Annotated in this window: 16 protein-coding genes and 1 tRNA gene; 7 read left to right on the top strand and 10 right to left on the bottom strand. The window is 69.2% G+C overall.

Annotation, left to right across the window (positions count from 1 at the left end; all coding sequences use genetic code 11):
• Positions 1 to 200: 200 nt before the first annotated feature.
• The 3 genes from V5F49_RS18895 to V5F49_RS18885 form a co-directional block, all read right to left on the bottom strand.
• The gene (locus tag V5F49_RS18895; RefSeq protein WP_394117876.1) at positions 201 to 749 is read right to left on the bottom strand and encodes a DUF2059 domain-containing protein; all 549 of its coding nucleotides are present in this window, start codon (positions 747 to 749) and stop codon (positions 201 to 203) included.
• 23 nt (positions 750 to 772) lie between these two features.
• A complete protein-coding gene (gene rpiA / locus V5F49_RS18890; RefSeq protein ID WP_394117875.1) occupies positions 773 to 1,480 on the bottom strand; it encodes a ribose-5-phosphate isomerase RpiA in 708 nt (235 codons plus the stop codon).
• A gap of 128 nt (positions 1,481 to 1,608) precedes the next feature.
• Entirely contained in the window at positions 1,609 to 2,076 is a 468-nt protein-coding gene (locus tag V5F49_RS18885) for a hypothetical protein (RefSeq protein ID WP_394117874.1), read from the bottom strand.
• Positions 2,077 to 2,235: 159 nt separating this feature from the next.
• Between V5F49_RS18885 and V5F49_RS18880 the strand changes: the two genes are divergently transcribed.
• The 3 genes from V5F49_RS18880 (at position 2,236) to V5F49_RS18870 (ending at position 3,689) form a co-directional block, all read left to right on the top strand.
• On the top strand, positions 2,236 to 2,946 hold the full coding sequence (locus V5F49_RS18880) for an HAD hydrolase-like protein (protein ID WP_394117873.1): 711 nt from the start codon (positions 2,236 to 2,238) through the stop codon (positions 2,944 to 2,946).
• A gap of 90 nt (positions 2,947 to 3,036) precedes the next feature.
• A tRNA-Val gene (locus V5F49_RS18875) sits at positions 3,037 to 3,111 on the top strand.
• Positions 3,112 to 3,401: 290 nt separating this feature from the next.
• The gene (locus tag V5F49_RS18870) at positions 3,402 to 3,689 is read left to right on the top strand and encodes an immunity protein CdiI family protein (protein WP_509210714.1); all 288 of its coding nucleotides are present in this window, start codon (positions 3,402 to 3,404) and stop codon (positions 3,687 to 3,689) included.
• A 279-nt stretch (positions 3,690 to 3,968) separates the two neighbouring features.
• Here V5F49_RS18870 and V5F49_RS18865 read toward each other — a convergent pair whose 3' ends face one another.
• The 7 genes from V5F49_RS18865 to V5F49_RS18835 all read right to left on the bottom strand — a co-directional run bounded on the left by V5F49_RS18865 (position 3,969) and on the right by V5F49_RS18835 (position 9,303).
• Positions 3,969 to 4,634, bottom strand: coding sequence for a class I SAM-dependent methyltransferase (locus V5F49_RS18865; protein ID WP_394117872.1), 666 nt, complete (start codon positions 4,632 to 4,634; stop codon positions 3,969 to 3,971).
• Positions 4,634 to 5,305: a tetratricopeptide repeat protein gene (locus tag V5F49_RS18860; RefSeq protein WP_394117871.1), complete on the bottom strand. Its 672-nt coding sequence runs from the start codon at positions 5,303 to 5,305 to the stop codon at positions 4,634 to 4,636. Before V5F49_RS18860 ends, V5F49_RS18865 begins: the two co-directional genes overlap by 1 nt.
• A gap of 54 nt (positions 5,306 to 5,359) precedes the next feature.
• Positions 5,360 to 6,154, bottom strand: a complete 795-nt coding sequence (locus V5F49_RS18855; protein WP_394117870.1) for an SDR family NAD(P)-dependent oxidoreductase — start codon at positions 6,152 to 6,154, stop codon at positions 5,360 to 5,362.
• Positions 6,144 to 6,812, bottom strand: a complete 669-nt coding sequence (locus V5F49_RS18850) for an iron-containing redox enzyme family protein (RefSeq protein ID WP_394117869.1) — start codon at positions 6,810 to 6,812, stop codon at positions 6,144 to 6,146. Before V5F49_RS18850 ends, V5F49_RS18855 begins: the two co-directional genes overlap by 11 nt.
• 39 nt (positions 6,813 to 6,851) lie before the next feature.
• Positions 6,852 to 8,303: an AMP-binding protein gene (locus tag V5F49_RS18845; protein ID WP_394117868.1), complete on the bottom strand. Its 1,452-nt coding sequence runs from the start codon at positions 8,301 to 8,303 to the stop codon at positions 6,852 to 6,854.
• Complete coding sequence (locus V5F49_RS18840) at positions 8,287 to 8,904, bottom strand: thermostable hemolysin (protein WP_394117867.1); 618 nt, start codon at positions 8,902 to 8,904, stop codon at positions 8,287 to 8,289. The genes V5F49_RS18845 and V5F49_RS18840 overlap by 17 nt, the downstream gene beginning before the upstream one ends.
• Before the next feature lie 138 nt (positions 8,905 to 9,042).
• Positions 9,043 to 9,303 (bottom strand): hypothetical protein, encoded by a 261-nt coding sequence (locus V5F49_RS18835; protein ID WP_394117866.1) that lies wholly within the window; start codon positions 9,301 to 9,303, stop codon positions 9,043 to 9,045.
• Between the two features lie 402 nt (positions 9,304 to 9,705).
• Between V5F49_RS18835 and V5F49_RS18830 the strand changes: the two genes are divergently transcribed.
• The 4 genes from V5F49_RS18830 to V5F49_RS18815 all read left to right on the top strand — a co-directional run bounded on the left by V5F49_RS18830 (position 9,706) and on the right by V5F49_RS18815 (position 14,718).
• Complete coding sequence (locus V5F49_RS18830) at positions 9,706 to 10,899, top strand: glycosyltransferase (protein ID WP_394117865.1); 1,194 nt, start codon at positions 9,706 to 9,708, stop codon at positions 10,897 to 10,899.
• Positions 10,900 to 10,931: 32 nt separating this feature from the next.
• Positions 10,932 to 12,476 carry a glycosyltransferase family 39 protein gene (locus tag V5F49_RS18825; RefSeq protein WP_394117864.1) on the top strand — a complete coding sequence of 515 codons (1,545 nt, stop codon included), beginning with the start codon at positions 10,932 to 10,934 and terminating at the stop codon, positions 12,474 to 12,476.
• A gap of 212 nt (positions 12,477 to 12,688) precedes the next feature.
• Positions 12,689 to 13,360, top strand: coding sequence for a response regulator (locus tag V5F49_RS18820; protein ID WP_394117863.1), 672 nt, complete (start codon positions 12,689 to 12,691; stop codon positions 13,358 to 13,360).
• Complete coding sequence (locus V5F49_RS18815; protein ID WP_394117862.1) at positions 13,357 to 14,718, top strand: sensor histidine kinase; 1,362 nt, start codon at positions 13,357 to 13,359, stop codon at positions 14,716 to 14,718. Before V5F49_RS18820 ends, V5F49_RS18815 begins: the two co-directional genes overlap by 4 nt.
• Positions 14,719 to 14,895 lie beyond the last annotated feature (177 nt).

Genomic DNA, 14,895 nt, shown 5'->3' with positions numbered 1-14,895 from the left:
TTGCATGAGAAATGCAGCAATGGCCCCGGAGGAGCATATCCAAAAGCGGATGGATCATTCTATTTCTATTGCGGGACGCAGCCTGTTCCGGAATGACCCTCCGAAATAGCCGGCCCCTTCGGGCCGCGCGCACCAAGAAAAAGGCCGGCCCGCGAACGGGCCGGCCTGGTTTCTGCTCCGGCGCGGGCCGGCGGCGGCGATCAGAGATCGACGCCGCGCTTGCGCATTTCCACGCGCACCCGCTCCACCGCCTGGGCGTTCACCTGCGCGCCCCAGACCTGAATGCCCTGCACCGCCTCCTGGACGATGATCGGACGGTCCTGCACCAGCTTCACGCCCGTGGGCGACTTGTAGAAGGCGATGGCCTCCTTCAGCTGGGCCTCGGTGAAGCGGCGGGCATAGGCGCTGGCGAGGATGTCGATGATCTCGCCCTGGCGCTTCTCGAATTCGGGACGCAGCAGGATCGCCACCTCCCGCAGCTGCTTGGCGAGGTCCGGATTGGTCTGGACGAACGACAGGGCCGCCCCGTCCACCACGTTGGGGATCACGCCCTCGAACGCGCGGGCCTCGCCGTTGACCGCCACGAGATCGCGGGCGAGCTGGAGCAGGGCCGGGCTCGGCGCCTGCGCGGCGGGCTGGGCCGACTGGGCGAAGGCCGCCGGCACGGGGGTGACGGCCAGGGCCAGCGCCGCCAGGGCCGCGGCGAAGCCGATCTTCGCGCCGGTGCGGCCGGTCTTCAGGATGGGCATTGGTCTCTCCGGAACGAGGAAAATCAGAAACTGCCGGGCTCCAGCACGGTGATGCCGTCCGTGCCGGCAAGCACGGCCCGGCGGGCGAGGCCGAGGAACAGCCCGTGCTCGACCACTCCGGCCACTTCCTCCACCGCCCGCGCAAGGGCGGCAGGGTCGGGAATGCGTCCGAGGTGGGCGTCGAGGATCAGGTGCCCCTGATCGGTGACGAAAGGATGGCCGTCGCGATCGCGGCGGATGGTGACGGGCCCCTCGCAGCCGGCCTTGCGCACCGCCAGCTCGACCTGGCGCTGGATGGAGCCGACGCCGAAATCCACCACCTCGATGGGCAGCGGGAAGCGGCCCAAAACGTCCACCTTCTTGGTGGCGTCGGCGATGACCACCATCTCCTTGGCCGCGCTGGCGACGATCTTCTCGCGCAGCAGCGCGCCGCCGCCGCCCTTGATGAGGGCGAGGCCGGGGCCGATCTCGTCCGCGCCGTCGATGCACAGGTCGAGCGGGCCGGCCTCGTCGAGCGTGGCGATCGGAACGCCCAGCTGCACCGCCTGGTCGAGGGTCTGCTCGGAGGTGGGCACGCCGAGGATGTTCATGCCCTCGCGCACCTTCTCCGCCAGCAGCTCCACGAAATGGCGCGCGGTGGAACCGGTGCCGAGGCCGAGGCGCATGCCGTCGGTCACATAGGTGAGAGCGTGGGCGGCGGCGCGGCGCTTCAGGTCTTCGGCGTGGGCCATGGGCTTTCCATCCCGCCCGCGCGGCCCGGAACCGGGCGGCGGGCACGCGAGTGCTTGAAACGGGACGGCGGACCGCCCCGCTCCGGCTCTAGCCCCGTTCGCGGCGGCCGACAAGCCGCGCACCGGCCTCAGCGCGCGGCAGGCGTGCAGACAAGGCTCGAATCGGCTCCGCCGCCGGCCCGCGGCGTCTCGCGCACGTAGCAGATGCTCATCTCGCCGGTATCCCGGTTGACGCGGAAGATGCCAGTCTCACCCTCATAGCGGGTGGGCGCCAGCGCATAATTGCCGGCCTTCTGCGGCCCGGCCCCCTCGCCCTGGGCGAAGCAGCGGGTGATGCCCACCGACGCCGCCTCCGGCCGCTCGAACTGGCAGACGTTCATCTCGCCGGTCTGGCGGTTGATGCCATACACCCGGTTCGCCTGCGCGGAGGGCGGGGCGGCGAACTCGTATCCGGCCGCCGGCGCGGCCTGCGCGGCAGCGGGCGCCGATTGCGCGCCGAGGCCGGCGGCCGCGCACGCCAGCACCACGCCCATCGCCATCCCCCACCCCCGCGAGCCCTTACGCTGCGTCGATGCCGTCAGAGCCAACCCCTGCATGCACGCCTCCTTGGAACAGTCCATCACCGGGCGGACCTGCGCCATGCCGCCGCAGCCCGCTTCAGGGGCGGACGCTCGCGCGAAAAAGCGGCAGGATTTAAGGCAGAGGCATGGGGTCGGCGCCCCCCATGCCCGGAACGCCCAACAATGAGGCCCGACATGACTGCCCCGCTCTCCCCGTCTCCGCTTGCCCACCGGCCCGTCGTCGCGTTCGATCTCGACGGTACCCTGGTCGACACCGCGCCCGACCTGCTCGATGCCCTCGATGTGGTGCTGGCCGAGTACAAGGTACCGCCGGTGGACCGCGCGCTCGCCCGCAACATGATCGGCGGCGGTGCCCGCAAGCTGATCGTGAACGCCCTCGGCTCGGAAGGCATCGTCCTGCCCGACGACGAGCTGGCGGGCATGACCACCCGTTTCATCGCCCATTATGCCGAGCACATCGCCGTCGGCTCGCGCCCCTTCCCCGGCCTCGGCATGGCGCTCGACCGACTCGCCGCGCGCGGCGTGACGCTGGCGGTGTGCACCAACAAGCTGGAGCGCCTCGCCCGCCTGCTGCTGGACGCGCTGGAGCTGACCGACCGCTTCGCCGTCATCACCGGGGCCGACACCTACGCCCGCCCCAAGCCCGATCCCCTGCCCCTCCTGTCCACCATCACGGCGGCGGGCGGCTCGGCGCGGCAGGCGATCATGGTGGGCGACAGCATCACCGACGTGCTGACCGCCCGCGCCACCGGCGTGCCGGTGGTGGCGGTGTCGTTCGGCTACACGGAGACCCCTCCCGCCGAGCTTGGCGCCGACGCGCTGATTCACCATTTCGACCAGTTGGAAGAGGCGGTGGACGCACTGCTCGCGGCCGCTGCCGGATAGGCGTCATCCACAGGCCGGGGGCGGTTCGGCGCGACCGCCCCTTGACAGGAAGGGCCGCGGGGCTCTAAACGGCCCTCCTCGCAATGGCGCGGGCGATTAGCTCAGCGGGAGAGCACTCCCTTCACACGGGAGGGGTCGCAGGTTCAATCCCTGCATCGCCCACCATTCGAACCTAAATCCCGACAATACCTCCCGCCGGCTCGCAGCCTTGACCATCTCGGCAGGCTTCGGCGGACGTGTGCGGAACATGGCAGCCCAGCCGTGGAAAACCCAGGAGTGGGTTTGCCCAATGTCGGCGGAGCGCGATGCGCTCCATGCCGCCGGCTGTCATGCTGTGCAAGCGAAATATCACCAGTATCCCGATACACGCTGCATCGGCTCTAGCTAAGCCGTGAACCCATAAATGGGACAGACAAGAGATGGAGCTTTCGCCGCCGATTGCATAGCATCTCGGCATGAAGATTAGGGTGATGGCGGATTATGAGTGCTGGCCTCTCTGGTGGGACGGGGACGGCCGTGTCGGCAACATAGCTCCGTCAGATCTGGGCTTGAGTGACTGCCTATGGGCCGACCTGAAAGCATGGGCGTCAGCGTATGACGCGACGCTAAACCGCGACGACCCGTTATCGTCAGGTTTTGCTTCGAGCGATGACCAAAAACAGTTTCATGCACAGGGAGAGCGCTTGGCCACTCGTGTGGCGGAGGAGTTGGGAGCCAACGCGGCCGTCCGCTATCAAGGCTGACCGAGTCTGGCGGCGTCCATATCGTCCCAAGTTCTGATTCAGGCTTCGCACGAGCCGATATGATCTGACCGAACTTCGCGTGCCATGGGATCGCGCCGCTCTTCCCCAACAAATCCGTAGGCGTGCAGCGTGTCGATGACCGGCGCGTGCGGAGGCGGCACAGGCGCCGTTACCGTCCCAGTCGAAGACGAGGCGGCTCGTCCGGGCAGCGCAGGTGGAAGGCCGGGCGGCGGAACATCCCGCCCGTCCCGCGCCCAGCGCATCCGCGCCCGAACAAGCTCAAGCCGACGGGGCCGACGAAGCTACGGCCACGAGCCCCTCCACGAACAGCGGCAGATGGTGGGCCGTGATGGAGATATCCCCTGCGCCGAAACCGCCGTCGAGCAACAGGCGCCTGAGAGCAGCTGTATCGTAGGTCAGATGGGTATCCGCCCCCGCGAATGGCCAGCGCGCCATGGTGGCACGGTCGGTTACGTAGAACACCGCCAGTCCGCCCGGCTTCAGCACGCGGCGGATCTCGGCGACGGTCGAGCCGGACCGATCGAAGAAATAGGCGACATTCACGGCGAGCACCTTGTCGAAGCACGCGTTGGGCCAAGGCAGACGCTGGAAGTCCCCCGCCACCAGATCCACTTGGCCGAGAGCCGTCGCCCGGCGATTGCGCCTCTGCGCAAGCCGCAGCATGGCGGGCGAGCCTTCGATGCCGGCGACGTGCCCGACCCGCTTCGCCAAAGCCGCAATCCCCGCGCCGGGGCCGAATCCCAGCTCGAGCACCCGGTCCTGCGGCTCCGGCCGCAGCGCTTCGAGGGCGAGCCGGTATGGCGCCGCGTTGGCGCGCGCCATGAGGTGCCCGACCAGCGCGCCGCCGGGCCCTTCCGGCCGGGCGAGTTGACGGCCGAGCCAGTGCCAGAGCGGGGCCGCTGCTGCGGCGGAGGCCTCCGCCATCAACGCCTGGCCCTGATCTGGTCGAGCTTCTCGGTGATGACCAGACGCCGGTTCTGGTCCCACAAAGCGCGGTCAGCGCGCACCGGGATGGCGAGCGCATGGGTGAAGGCTGCCTGGGCCTTGGCGTATTCGCCCTGCGTCATCAGGAAGTCCCCGTAGAAATACCAGGCGTCGAGGCCATCGGGCGCGCTCTTCGTCGCCTGCTCCAGCAATGCGCGCGCCTTGGTCTTGTCGCCGAACGCCACGGGAAAGCCCGGCACACGGTAATAGAGCACACCAAGGCTGGTCGCCGCGCCGGCATCGAGCACGGTGGCGTTCAGCTTGTAGGCCTTTTCCAGCGTGTCACGGGCGCGGTTCGCCAGCGACAGGGCCGAGATGGGATTGACCAGCGATGCGCGTTCGCTGGTGACGATGCCGTCCCAGATCAGGACCTCCACACGATCCGGATACTTGCTCGCGAGGCCGTCCGCGTCGGCGCCGAGGGCATTCATCTGTTCCGTCTGCCGGTCGCCTTCCGGAACGGTGAACTTGATGGTCTCCCACCGCGTCTGGATCTGCCTCACCTGCCCGAGGACGGGGTCGTCGGCGGGGGTGGTGTTGGCGGAGGTGGCGTTGGCGGAAACGGCGCAGACGGCGGCGAGGAGGGCGCCGAGGAAGAAAGGTGCGCGCATGGCGAAATCCTTTGGGCTCGATATGGCTTTGCTGGATGTACGGGTTGGAGCGGATCAGGCGCCGTGACGCGAGAGAGCGCGGTCGATCAGCTTGGGAAACAGGCTCTGGATGAGCACGAACAGGCGCTCGGGGCCGGCGGGGTAGGCGGCATCTCGGCCTGCATCCGCTGCCCGCCAGATGTGCGCCGCGACCTTGTCGGGATCGTCGAGGCGCATGCCGGTGCTGGCGATGAGGTCGGTGAAGGCAGAGGCCGCATCGGTCCGCGTCGCCCGCGGCGCCGCATAGGTGACGCAGATGCCCCGCCCCCTCCATTCGCGCCTGAGCGCGCTGGAGTAGCCGCGCAGGGCGAACTTGGAGGCGGAATAGGCCGCAAAGCCGGGATAGGCGATGTCGCCGAACACCGATCCGACATTCACCACACGCGCCGGCCGCGCGGCCGCGAGCAACGGGGCGAGGTCCCGTGTCAACGCCATCGGGGCGACGACATTGGTGCGGAACAAGTCTTCCATCGCGTCGTCGGCCGCGTGCTCCACATCGCCGCCAACCACTCGGCCGGCGTTGTTGAACAGAATGTCGAGCCGCCCCCATGCCTGCTGCAGCACGGTCGCGATGCGGGTGCGGTCTTCCGGGCGGGTGAGATCGGCGGGGATGACCAGCGGGCTCGCCGAGGAAGGCAGCGCAGCCGCGGTCTCCTCCAGAGCCGCCGCGCGGCGTCCGCACACGCCCACGATCATTCCGCGCCGGCCCGCCTCGAGCGCCAGCGCCCGGCCGATTCCGGAGCCGCCGCCCGTGACGAGCACGCATTTCACCGCGTGCGGCAAGCCCTCGAGCGCCCCCTCACGCCGCATGGCTCAGCTCCGAGCGGGCGCCGAGCTCGCGGAAGATGTCGCCGTAGAGGCGGTAGAACATCCGCGAATGGTCGATGATGATGTCCTGCGCGGCGGGGTCCTCGATGCCGTCCACCAGCGTGCGAAAGAAGGCCACGTGCTCCTGGTCGAGGCTGCCGTGGGAGGTCAGATAGGAGAAGCCGGCGCCGCCCGCGCTTCCGAAGGTCCGCGCCAGCGTTGTGGCCAGTTGGTCGGCGAGGAGGACGGACATGCCTTCAAGCACGTGCACGCTGCCGAGCATCGCGTAGGGGCTCACATGCTCAATGGCGTAATAGCTGAAGCCGACCATCACGCGGCAGGCCGTCCCCGGCTGCCCGGTGCGCACCGCCTCGGCGTTCCCGCCCATGGCGCGGATGTCGTCGAGGATCCATTTCTCGTGCCCGCGCTCCTCCTCCATGTATTCGAGCAGGGCTTCCTGGTAGCGCTCGTCCGTGGTGCGGGAGGCCGCCAGCGCCAGCAGCGGGAAGGTGTGCCTCACGTGGTGGTAGGCCTCGGCGAGGAAGCCGAGATAGAGCGCGCGCGTGCCGCCCGTGCGGGGCGCATCTGCGACGAGAGGGATGGAGAGGAAGCTGGTGCGCGCTGCGGCGGTCTCGTGGGTCAAACGGTCATGGAAGCTCATGGCCGGGGCCTTTCTGAGGATGAGCGGGAAGGGAGGGGGTCAGATGGCCGCGGCCACATGATCGAGGATCAGGTCGCGCGCCACCTGGCGGCGGATGCGGCCGTTGTCGGTGAAGAGGCCGGCGGCCTTGGCGGCGGCCATGTCGACGACCTGGGTGCGCGCCGGCCGCGCATAGGCCGGCAGGCCGGCGCAGGCGTCGGCGATACGGGCGTCGATTGACGCGCGACTGGCACGCGCGAACCATTCGGTGGTGGCCGATGCCGGAACCACGAGTGCGGCAAGTCCATCCGGGGCTGCCGTGACGGCGCAGGCGGCGATGAAGGGATCGCCGAGCAGCGCCGTCTCCACCCATTCCGGGCTGACATTGCGCCCGAGCGGCGTGACGACGAGGTTGTCCTTGCGGCCGGAAACCCTCAGTCTGCCGTCGGCGCCGAGCGTCGCCAGATCGCCGGTGGGCCAGGGATGGGGAGCGGAGGCGCCGCGCAGGTAGCCGTCCGTCACGCACGGGCCGTCCACGTGGAGCTCGCCATCGACCACGGTGAGCGCGAGGCCGGCAAGCGGCTCGCCGACGGTGCCGGCGACGCGCCGGCCCGGCCGGTTTACCGCGACCACCGAGCCGCATTCGGACAGGCCATAGCCCTCGTGCACGGGGATGCCGAGCTGCCACGCGACCTCCGCCACCCGAGGCGGAACGGCGGCGCCACCGACCGCCACGAAGCGCAGGCTGTCCGGCGCCCGCATCCGCGCGGCGGAAAGCTCCACCACCCAGAGCCGCAGCAGCTCCGGCACCAGCACGCCGGCGGTTGGCCGATGGCGGGCGAATGCCTCGGCGATGCCGCGGACGGCGCCGCGGCCGATCCGCTCCGAGATGGCGGTCTCGAAATGCACGCGACCGCCCACGAGCGCCGGGATGAACAGCGCGCAGATGCTCTCCAGCAGGAGGGAGAGCGGCAGCACGGAGAGGTAGCTGTCATCCTCCTGCGCGCCGATCGCTTCAGCCAGCGCGGCGGCGGACCAGCCCACCTGCCCGCTCTCGTGGCGCACGCCCTTGGGCTGGCCCGTGCTGCCGGACGTGTAGACCAGCGTGCCGTAGCCTTCCTGAAAGACCGGCGGGGCGCCCGGAGCGCCGGTGACGGCGACCGCCTGGCGGGCGATGCCGTCCGGCACGGACCCCTCGTCACCCGGCGCAACGAGGACGAGTTCTATGCCGGCATCACGCACCACATGGGCGATCTGGGCCGGGCTGAAGAAGGCGGGGAGCGGCACCGCGATGCGTCCCGACGCCACCAACGCCATCTGCGCCACGGCATAGGCCCGCCCGTTGGGCAGGAACAATCCGACGACACGAGCCGACGCCGGAAGCGCGGCGACGAGGCGGGCCGCGTCGGCCATGAGCGCTGCGCGAGCGATGGTGCCGCCCGGATCGCTGAACGCGACGCGATCCGGCGACCGTCGGGCGTGGCTCGCCAGCGCGTCAAATAACTGCCGCATGATCCATCGCCCGGCTGGTGGCAGACGGCGCGCAGAAGGCGGTAGCCTTTGCGCGGCGGTAGGCGGCGAGCATGTCGACGCCGCACACGCCATAGACCTGGGGCCGGGTCTCGTAATAGCGGCCCCACTCCTCGCGACCGGCGATGCGGGCGGGATCTGCCTCGGCGAGGTGGATCGGGGAGAGGCCGCGCCGGCGCACCAGCAGGCTGAGGCGGTGCGTGAGCGTGAAGAAGCACCACGACAGGCCCCGGCGACCGCCGAAGGCCACGATGTCCGCGATGAAAGGCACGAGATCGCGGGGCGCGTCGCTTGCCAGCGTCGTCACCTCATAGATGTCGGCACGCCGGACCCGGTGCCCGGTGACGCGGGACAGATCAGCCTCTACCGGCGCGCTCAGGTAGCGTTCGGAGAAGAATCCTTCCTCGGCAAGGCGCATGCCGGCGGCGCAGAGAATATCGCCGGCCGTATTCCGCCGGCACAACAGGCGCTTGGCGAAACTGTTGATGTTTGCGCTGTATTCGCGGGCATATGCGGTCCGGATGAAAGCTTCCACCTCGGCACGCTCGGCGTCGCCGGGTTCAACGATTTGTGCAAATCCCATGTCCGCTGGTCCGTGATTGTGGCTGCCACGGACGTTGCAAGGTTGAGCTTACGCCTCGCTTACGGCTGAGCGGTCAGGTCAAGGTCAATTTGGGGCACTTCCGGGGCATCCTGCACGACCTGCCAAATTGGTCGGCCGTCATGGTGCGCGCCCGCATCCCGCGTGGCGGCCGCAATCCCAGATCGCATCGCCCATGACCCAGCCGAGGCTGACCCAGATCGCGATGAAGGCGACGATGAGGAGCATGGCCACCTCGGAATGACGATAAGCGAGGACGAGCCCGACTTGGCCGCCCGCCATGGTGCGCGCCCGCGCCTGCACTACCCGGATATCCACCGCAGGCACGGACACGGCGCGGGCCGCATTCGAGAGGGCTGCGTGCTGGTCGGCGGTCCGCAAGGTCAGGCATCAGGAGGGCTCCCGCGATTGCCCCCTGGACCGCCAGCCGGAGGTCGCACGCCTGCCCCCGCTGAACAGGCATAAGCGCCGCGCCGTCAAATACCGGGAGGCCCGCAGCACAGACGGAAATTTTTCTGTATTTTATTTGAATATCGAACAACACCAACGCGAAATGCAGATAAAAAACGAATAAAATCATCATTTATGCAATACATAACAGCCAGCCTCACAGCGATGCCCCTGCCCGTCGCTGTAAGTCTGCCGTAAGCTTGGCCACCTAGGGTCCGCCTCGACGGAGCGGCCGGCGGCGGGCTTCGTCGCGATCCGGGGTGAGCGCGTGGGAACCTGTGTCCTGCTTGCCGCGTCGCAAGTGTGTTTGCGCCGCACCAGGGCATTTCCGCAATGTTGCAAGCCTCCCCAGCCTCTTTCGACAGCATGTCGGTGGCGTTCCGAGGGAACCGGGAACTGCGGCTTTGCCCAACGGCATCCTCCTGCGCGGAGCGGGATTCCGTACCGGCATTGCCGGCGCTGTCCGTGATCGTCCCGACGTTCAATGAGCAGGGCAACGTGGCGCACATGTGCCAGGCGCTGAACCATGCGCTGGCCGGCGTGCCGTTCGAGATCATCTTCGTCGACGACGATTCGCCCGATGGAACCGCGCAGGTGGTCAGGGAGCTCGGTGCCCACGATCCGCGCGTCCGCTGCATCCGCCGCGTCGGTCGGCGCGGTCTCGCGGGTGCCTGCATCGAGGGGATGCTGGCCGCGCAGGCGCCGCTGGTCGCCGTGATCGATGGCGACCTGCAGCATGATGCCGGCGTGCTGCGCACCATGCTGGCGCGCGCCCCCGAGGCGGATCTCGTGGTGGCCAGCCGCTACGTGGCGGGTGGAAGCGCCTGCGGGCTGGACCGGCGACGGGGCGCCATGAGCCGCTCGGCCACCGGGCTTGCGCAACGGCTCCTCGGCCTCCACACCTCCGACCCCATGAGCGGCTGCTTCCTGATCCGCCGGGACGTGGTGGAACGCCTCGCGCCGGGCCTGTCGCCGGAGGGGTTCAAGATCCTCCTCGACATCCTCACCGCCGGCAGCGAGCCTCTGCGCATCGTGGAAGTGCCGATGACCTTCGGCGCCCGCCATGCCGGAGTCAGCAAGCTCGACAGCCGCACCGTCATCGATTTCCTGACGCTCCTCGTGTCCAAGGTCACCGGCTCTGTCGTCTCGCCCCGCTTCGTGTGGTTTTCCGGCGTCGGTGCGGCCGGGCTGGTCGTGCATCTCCTGGCGCTGAAAGGCGCCCTCTTCGCCGGCATGGCCTTTGCCCTGGCGCAGGCGCTGGCAACGGTCCTGGCGATGACCTCCAACTTCGCGCTCAACAACGCCTTCACCTATCGCGACCGGCGCAAGCACGGGCTGGCCATCCTGCCGGCTCTGGCCCGCTTCTATGTGGTTTGCGGCGCTGGCGCGGTCGCGAACGTGGGCGTGGCAAGCTGGATCTTTGCCGGCGGCTGGCGCTGGTGGCTCGCCGGCGTCGCGGGCTCGGTGATCGGCGCGGTCTGGAACTTCGCCATGACGGCCCTGCTCGTGTGGGGGCCCCAGAAGTGAGCCTCTCGCCCGTGCGCATGGACGGGGCCGCCATGGCATCCCCCATCGCCGGCGGTCCTGCGACCGCCCCGCGCCTGCCCGTCGCTCTGCTGCAGCAACGCGTGAGCCCCATCACCGCCCTCGCCGCGGTGCTGCTGCTGGCGCTCGCCCTGCGGCTCGTGTTCGCGGCCGCGACCGGGCTCGGCAACGACGAATCCTATACGCTCGTCGCCAGCCGAACGCTGGCGTTGAGCTATTTCGATCACCCGCCCATGGCCTGGTGGCTCGCCCACCTCGCGTCACGCCTCGGCGGGTCGGAGGCGCCGCTCTTGGTGCGGACGCCGTTCCTGCTGCTGTCCACGGCATCCACCCTGCTCATGTATCTCCTCACCGCCCGGCTGTTCGGCCGCTGGGCCGGAGTGTGGGCGGCTCTGATGATGGCCTGCGCGCCGGTGCTGGGCCTCACCGGCGCCGCCTGGGTCCTGCCCGATGGACCTCTGGTCGCCTTTCTGCTGGCCGGGGCGCTGGTGCTGACCCACGTCCTCTTCGATCGGGGCGCCCGCCCGGCGGGCTGGCTTCTCGCCGGCTTCCTCGGCGGGCTGGCGATGCTGTCCAAGTATCACGGTGTCTTCTTCCTTGCCGGAACGCTCCTGTTCCTGCTGGTGAGCCCACGCCACCGCCATTGGCTCGCGAGCCCGTGGCCCTATGCGGGCGCGGCGGTGGCCCTCGCGATGTTCACGCCGGTGATCGTCTGGAATGTGCAGCATCAGTTCGCCTCCCTCGCCTTCCAGGGCAGCCGGGCCACGGGCGCGCACCTCCAGCTGCTGATGCCGCTGGTGAGCGTGGCCGGCATCGCCGTGTTCCTGACCCCGTGGATCTGGGCAGGCCTCGCAGCCGCCGCCTGGCGCGCGCTCAGGGGGCGGCCCGCCAACCCGCGCGCGCTGCTGCTCCTGTGCCTGGCCGCCGGGCCGGTGCTGGTGTTCCCCATGGTGGCCGCATGGTCGAGCGCCAAGCCCTTCTTCCATTGGGCTGCGCCTGGATATCTCATGCTGTTCCCCCTGCTGGGACGGGCCATGGCGCGGCGCTGGCCCATCGCGCGTGGCGTGCGGATCTGGACGGTCTGGGCCGCCGGCTTCACCGCCGCGGGCGTGGCGGTGGTGGCCGTCCTGTCGCTGGTGCCGGCGCCGGTGGCGGCGATCACCGGCACCGATCCCTTGCGTGAACTCGCGGCATGGAGCGACCTGAAGGCCGCTTTCCAGCGCCACAGCCTGACGCCGGAGCGCTACGCCTTCGTCACCGCGCCGGTCTGGCACGAGGCCGGGAAGGTAGGCTACGCGCTTGGCCCGGCGTGGCCGATCGCCTGCATGGGCGCGGACTGCCGGGGCTTTCTCATCGCCGATGTCCAGCGCGGGCACGAGGGCGCGGATGCGGTGCTGGTGCTGGACGCCGGGTCGGCTGGCGAAATCGCGGACATGGGTCGCCGCTTCCGCAGCCTCGAGCCGGTGGAAACCCTGGAGCTGCGCCATTCCGGCGCACTGGTGGGCCGCGTGGCGGTGCTCGTCGGGCGCGGCTACCGCGATCCGTCGCGCGCTCAGTAGGCGCGACCGACCTTGTGGCCGTCGCAACGTTCATATGCATCGACGCCGGTTTCACGATGCAGCTGGCTCTGGTCGTGAGGCATCATTCCACCACCATCGGCGGAGCCGGACGATATTTTTGATCCATATCAAATAGATGGCCGGCTACTGCAAGTCCCACATTGCGCCGTAATTATCCCGCATCGGAGGAGAGAGATGTGGAGTGGCCTCCAATGCGCGTTCTCCTCGTCGAGGACAATATTCGACTGAGCGACCTAACGGCAGCTGCTTTGCGGGCCGCCGGATTTGCCGTGGATGCGGTGCTCACGGCAGAAGATGCGGAGGCCGCGCTCAGCGTTTCAGCGTTTGATGCGATCATTCTGGATCTGGGCCTGCCCGACCTCGACGGCATGGATCTTCTGGAGCGGGTGCGACGGCGGCGGCTCGCCACGCCGGTGCTGCTGCTGACGGCGCGGGACGGCGCTGTCGTGGCCGGCCTGAACGGCGGGGCCGATGACTTCCTGCGCAAGCCCTTCAACATGGAAGAGCTGATCGCCCGCATCCGCGCGCTGCTGCGGCGGCCGGGCGTGCCCATGGCCGCGGCGCTCCGGGAAGGCAATATCGAGCTTGATACCGTGACCCGCCAGGCGCGGGTCGGCGACCTGCCGCTCGCTCTGAGCCGCCGTGAGGCCGGCGCTCTGGAGCTGCTGATGCGGCGCGCCGGCACGGTCATCACCAAGTCCGCTATGGAGGAAGGGCTTTACGGCTTCGGTGAGGAGGTGAGCGTCAATGCGATCGAGGTGCTGGTTCACCGTCTGCGCCGCAAGCTCTCCGGCGCCGGCGCGCAGATGGAGATCCACACCCTGCGCGGCATCGGCTACCTGTTGATGGAACGGCCGCAATGAGGCGCCTCACCCGCGGACTGTTCGGACGGCTCATGCTGGGCATGGTCGTCGTGAGCGTGCTCGCGGTGGTGACGACGGCCGCCTTCCTCTACCTGCGCTTCGACGAGGTGAACACGCGCTTCCGCGAGGGCACGCTGCACAGTTTCGCGGTCAGCATCGCTGCGGACGTGGTGACCGGGCCGGTGCCGTCAGCCCCCATCCGTCAATCCACGGTGGCGCGCATCGCCCAGGAGGGGGGACATTTCATCGTCCTCGGCCCCTCCGGCGAGCGCCTCGCGGGCTCGCGGGAGGTGAAAGAGGCCTTCGTGCCGGTGGAGGATGTCGCGGAGCGCTATTTCGAGCTGCCGCGCGGCAATTCCCCGGAGGCGCTCTACGGCATCTCCCTGCGCCTGCCGCAACAGCCGCCCGTCTATGTGCAGGTCGCGTTTCCCAGCAGCGACCTCATCTTCGATTCCGTGCTCGAGGAGTTCCTCCAGGACATCGCCTGGCTGTGGATCCCGTTCATGCTGGCCATGCTCGCCACCAATCTGCTGGTCGCCCACATCGCCCTGAAGCCGTTGTCGGAAACGGTGAAGGAGGCGGAGGCGATCCATCCCGGCGGGGTCTCGGTGACCTTGAGCGAACGGCGGCTGCCCGATGACGTGCTGGCGCTCGTGCGGGCCATCAACCACGCCCTCGCCCGCCTGCGCGAGGGCTATCGCGCGCAGGAGGAATTCTCCGGCGACATGGCCCACGAGCTGCGCACGCCGCTCGCCGTCATGAAGGCCCAGCTGGCGGCGGTGGAAGCACCCTATGCGCGGGTGCTCGAGCGCGAGGTGGCAGCCATGGAACGGCTGGTGGAGCAGTTGCTGGACCGGGTGCGGCTCGGCCGCTTCCGCCTCGAGCCGGGGGATGTGGTCGATCTCACCGCGGTGACGCGCGACGTCGCCGCCTATCTGGCTCCACGCGTCATCACGCGGCGCCGGCGCATCGAGGTGATCGCGCCGGATGCTCCCGTCATGATCGCGGGCGGCCGGGACGACGTGTTCCGGGCGCTGCGGAACCTCATCGAGAATGCCCTCGAGCATGCGCCCGAGGATGGCGTCATCTCCATCGAGGTGTCCGATGCGCCGTCCATCCGGGTACGCGATGGCGGTGCCGGCTTCCCGCAGGCCCTGCTGGATACGGGCAAGCGGCAGCGCGGGCCGATCCGAAGCGATCGCCGCGACGGGGTGGGCCTCGGCCTCGCCATCGTCGAGCGCACGATGGAAGTGCATGGCGGCCGGCTCGTCCTGCGCAACCTGCCGGGGGGCGGGGGTGAGGCGGAGATGATCTTCCCCTCCACGGTCGCCCTATCGCGCGCGCCCTGCCCGGCCTGACGCGCCGTCCCGGTCGGTCGGGCCCGCGCGCGAGCCCCCCTCCGGGAGCGTTTCCGCCGAGGGCCGCGACGGGCCCTCTTCAGGGCCAGCCGACAAAGCGTGCAGTGACCAACAATTTTCATCCGGCCGACACACTAAGCTGCTCTTCGAACAGCCATATGGTCGGTGTCTCGACAA

Origin of the sequence: Xanthobacter lutulentifluminis, from assembly GCF_043194675.2 — a bacterium.
Lineage (GTDB): Bacteria > Pseudomonadota > Alphaproteobacteria > Rhizobiales > Xanthobacteraceae > Xanthobacter.
This window is presented reverse-complemented; position numbering and strand designations above follow the sequence as displayed.